Raw genomic sequence first — 3,960 nt, 5'->3', positions numbered from 1 at the left:
GATATGGGCCTCACGGATGTGATACGCCGTCGGCGCACCGTCACTGTCTATCTCAACACCGCCGCGAACAGACTCTAAATCAAAACGTTCCTGTGGGTTGCTGAGCCGATCCGGGTCGATGATTTGCACTGTGGTGGCATAACGTCCGCGACCGGGACCTAACCTGTCGGTACGATATTGCAGCACCGCCAGTGCATCCCCGTCGAGCAATTTGTGACGAAAGCCGAGACGCAGCATTTGTGACACGGTCTGTTTGCGTTCGACATCACAATACAGCCCCGGATCATTCGCCCACGAACGCCAGTGTGCCTCAATCACTTTGCCGTACTCATCCGCCCAGGTCGCATCAAAGGCGTTATTGCCTGTGAGTAATTTCAGCATCCGGTAATCGGGTTTAAATATCGGCCGGTAGTTCGCGCCGATGGCATTATCGAGCACACGGGTGATAGTACCGGCCGCCCAACCGTCATTACGCGCCAAATCGCGCATACGTGACACGATGCGGTCCCGATAAATATTGATTTCATTATCCGGTGACCACAGCGCCGGTTGCCAGTTTGCCAACTGGTCGCTGGATGAATCTGCGGCATCATAAGGAATGCGCCCGCTGCCCGATAAGGCGTTAAATTTTAATCTGGCATTTGAGGGCGGCAACGGCTCACCATTGGGTCCTAAGATTTTAACGCTCATTAGTATCTCACCCTGATTGGTCGCCGGGTCGTGATCCCCAGCTCGGTCTGTATGGCCTGAATCAGCGCTAACAAATCGCCTAAGCTGGTTTGTTGATACGACACGGAGCGTGTCCCGTCACCCTGCGTATACGAAAATGAGACCCCTTTTGTTCCGGTTGACAGTTCGATATACGCTTGTTGGGCGGTATTGAGTGCTGTTTTGAGCTGTTCACGGCTCATGCCGGTCAGCAGACTGGTTCTTTGTCGCATTCATTCTCCTTAGGGCAAAAGCTGTGACATGCGCTTCCGTTTGGGCTTTTCCGCCGTTGATTCAGGAATTATTGCCCCGGGGAAACGCAGATTGGTTTTTTCTTCGGGCTGTGCCGGGGGGGCGATTAACCGCTCAGGGTTACCGGCAATATTGTCTGCCAGCGCATTCAGTTTCAGCCCCATGTACATCAGGCCGCATAACGCAGCGTAGCTGTAGACGCGGCAGTCCAGCGCTTCGTTGGCCCGACCGGGAATCTGCTCCCACACACGATATCGCTGGCCACCTGATACTTTAATCACCGACCGCTCGGCCAATAACTGGCTGAAATAATGCAGGTCACGGTCAGCCGGAAAGTGCATATAGGCGGGCGCGGCTTCATTCGCCGATGGGGGTTCTAAATGCAGGCGGCCACGAATGGCATCTTTTGCCGCATTGACGCCAATAATCACCGGCTTAAATCCCGATTTAGAGCGGGAGGTAATGCGTTTAGTCGGCCAGATGGGTGAGCGTTTGCCGCCCCGGGCTGATTCCCCTTTGATCGCCCAGATACGCCGACCCAACCGCGAACGGCAGAAGTCATACACTTTTTGAGTGTGATGACCGCCGGAGTCCATGCAGGCTGCTATCACTGCAAAACCCCGACCGTCTGCGCGACGCCAAATTTGTTTCAGGTAAGCATCAAGGCGTTCCCATGGTTCGTCTGTTTCCAGGTCACCTTCAATCACATCATGGGCAATCGACCAGCTTTCTTCACTTCGTCCCCAACCAACGACTTCAATTTCAAATCGGTCGTCCTGGGTATCGATGCCTGCCGTAATGACGGTTGTTCCGTCTGGTACTTCTGCCGCCCACACCTCACAACGCTCAAGGAGCTTTTTCTCGCTCAGTGCCTTTTCTCCCCGATCTTCATAAGGCTCACCGAGGACAAGGTTGATGAAGGTCTGGCGCATCAACGGATCGTTCTTCACCCGCAACCATTCGGCCACCAGATTTTTCCACGCGGCATTCGGGAACAGGCTGTACCCCGCCCAGATATGAAAACCCGCATGACCTTTAAAGGGCTGACTGGCGCGCCACCCCCCCCGTTTAATCATGCCGGGTTTGTCACTGTCCTGAATGACGCAACCATGATGCCGACAGACATAATAGGCGGTCTCCGGTAAGTCGTTGCCGTACTCATCCTTTTCCCATTTGATGCCGTAAGGGGAATCTGGACTGCCCCATTCCAGCACCTGATATTCCCCGCAATGGGGACAAGGCACGTAATAGTAACGCTGGTCACTGTCTTTAAAGGCTTTCTCTATCCGGCTGGTTTCTTTTACGGTGGGCGTAGAGCCCAAGACAATTTTTCGGTTCCAGAACGTTTCAGAGCGTTTAATGCCCAGCGCTATTTGATCCCCCTCTGCACCTGCACCACCAGAAGGATAACCGTCCACTTCATCAAACAGAATGATGCGACAAGTGATACGACGAAAGCCACCCGGCGAATTAGCCCCGACCAGTGTCAGGTTAGCCCCGTTGGAAAAGGTCTTTTTCAGGATAGTCTGGTTAGAATCTTTGGCTTTCGCTTCGCCGGCGATATCTTTCAATACCGGCGTATCCCGCAGCATCGGGGCAATTTCGGTCTTGCTGTAATCTTCCGCATCCTCTACGCGGGGCTGTACCACTAATATGGGTGATGGGTCATGAGACAGATAATAGCCGACAACATGGTCCAGGATTTTGGTGTAACCGACTCGTGCCGATTTCATCACGGACACTTGAGTCACATTCGGATCGGTAATGGCATCCATCATGCCATCCTGATATTTAAACGAACGAAATTTACCCGTTTGCGCGGCATTCTCTTTTGACAATACCGCGTATTTATTCGCCCATTCGCTTAGGGATAAAGGCTCTGGAGGTCTGACATCAGCACGTTTCTGAACCAGTGCACGGGTGAAGTTTTGCCATGCATTATCCCCCCTCGGCCCTGTTTGCGCTGTTATCAAGGCTTAACTCCTCCATCGCCTCATGAATGATTTCCTGAAGTGCGGACACAAACTCCGTATCCGCAGACGTTGTCGCCAACGCCCGGAGCCGGGGTCCGTGTTCAGGGGCTATTGCTATTAGACGAGTTCGCATCCGTGAATATTCCTGCCCTACCGCATCAATCATGTCTTGATAGGGTAAGACCGCGCCGGATTTCAGGTCGTAATCGTACTGGGTCAACAGCGCTAAATAGTTTTCCTTCATGGTACGCGCCTCATCCAGTGACATCGTTGCGCCACGTTCAGTCAGAATGCGTTCAACAATTTTTGCCGGGGTATCGGGGTCTGGGTTGTTACCCGACGTGTTACCTTGGGAAGTGTTACCCTGCTTGTTACCTTTGCTGTTATCTGCTGCTTTTTTTTCCGGTCGGGTAACACTTTTCCGGTAACGCGCAATGTTGGCATTTGATGCTTCAACATTAATGTCGTCACCGTCCACAACCAGCCAGCCACGGGCTTTCCACTGGGTGACGGTCTTGCGGCTGACGCCATGAAGTTTTGCAAAATCTGACTGATTCATATTGTTACCCTGACTGTTACCCTTGTTGTTACCCATTCACGAAGGTAACAAGTTAGGTAACATATTTTTATGGTATGAAAATTAATTTTAATTTATATATTTCAAATGGATATGTATAACATCGTAAAAACCGATGTGTTACCTGTTACCCAAATTTCAAAAGTTCATAGCTAGTGAAATATCGCGGCGCGCAATGCCCGTGATATATCAAACACTTAGGAAGGACCCAAAAAATTATGCAGCGTTACCATTGCTGTTACCTCGCATTACTTGCCCGCATTCACATTTAGTTTTGATCATTGACCATGAATTGGGACTGCGGTCCCAGTTACTATTTAGCTGTTCGAATTGCTTCACTCAATGCTCGGCTAATGGCCTGTGGTAACAATGCCTGAGCCATTTGTTGCGCCCGCTCCTGATAACCGAGCACCGGCTTAACAGTTAATGCATCACCGAACCGAATGAGCA

The 3,960-nt window shown here is 51.4% G+C and carries 4 protein-coding genes; all 4 read right to left on the bottom strand.

The annotated features are described in order from the left end of the window. The coding region (locus tag Xvie_RS26740) for a phage portal protein (protein WP_139838904.1) at nt 1-690 on the bottom strand (690 nt) is incomplete at its 3' end. Next, nucleotides 690-941: a gpW family head-tail joining protein gene (gene gpW / locus Xvie_RS26735; RefSeq protein WP_086110748.1), complete on the bottom strand. Its 252-nt coding sequence runs from the start codon at nt 939-941 to the stop codon at nt 690-692. The genes Xvie_RS26740 and gpW, both read right to left, overlap by 1 nt. 9 nt (nt 942-950) lie before the next feature. After that, the gene (locus tag Xvie_RS26730; RefSeq protein WP_086110747.1) at nt 951-2,933 is read right to left on the bottom strand and encodes a phage terminase large subunit family protein; all 1,983 of its coding nucleotides are present in this window, start codon (nt 2,931-2,933) and stop codon (nt 951-953) included. Beyond that, nucleotides 2,899-3,492, bottom strand: a complete 594-nt coding sequence (locus tag Xvie_RS26725) for an RNA polymerase subunit sigma-70 (RefSeq protein ID WP_086110746.1) — start codon at nt 3,490-3,492, stop codon at nt 2,899-2,901. Before Xvie_RS26725 ends, Xvie_RS26730 begins: the two co-directional genes overlap by 35 nt. Nucleotides 3,493-3,960: the final 468 nt, after the last annotated feature.

It is taken from the genome of Xenorhabdus vietnamensis, from assembly GCF_002127535.1.
Taxonomy (GTDB): domain Bacteria; phylum Pseudomonadota; class Gammaproteobacteria; order Enterobacterales; family Enterobacteriaceae; genus Xenorhabdus; species Xenorhabdus vietnamensis.
Note: the sequence above shows the minus strand (reverse complement) of the source record. Positions and strands in the feature narration are given on the sequence as shown.